The sequence below is a fragment of the Mesorhizobium sp. M1A.T.Ca.IN.004.03.1.1 genome, assembly GCF_003997555.1.
Taxonomy (GTDB): Bacteria; Pseudomonadota; Alphaproteobacteria; order Rhizobiales; family Rhizobiaceae; genus Mesorhizobium.
This window is the reverse complement of sequence record NZ_RZTV01000911.1, coordinates 1-244: the sequence shown is the minus strand read 5'-3', so window position 1 is coordinate 244 and position 244 is coordinate 1. Positions and strand designations below refer to the sequence as shown.

The window sequence follows — 244 nt, the reverse complement described above, 5'->3', positions numbered from 1 at the left end:
GGGCCGTAGAACTGGTCAGCCGCTCTCTCGGTCGTGTCGGCGATGAAGCCATGGACATTGATGCTGGTCTTCAGTTTCGCCTGATCCTGCCCCGCCCGGCGCGCCGCCTCGCGGTAGAGATCGAACAGCGGCGCAAACCGGCGCGGCTCGCCGCCGATGATCGCGAGCGCGACCGGCAGTCCGAGCGCGCCGGCGCGCGCCACCGACTGCGGTGTGCCGCCAACCGCGATCCACAGCGGCAGCG

General features: G+C 70.9%; 1 protein-coding gene. It reads right to left on the bottom strand.

The window, feature by feature from the left end; all coding sequences use genetic code 11:
- Positions 1–244: LLM class flavin-dependent oxidoreductase (locus EOD29_RS34335; protein ID WP_127248898.1), on the bottom strand; the 244-nt coding region annotated here is incomplete at both ends.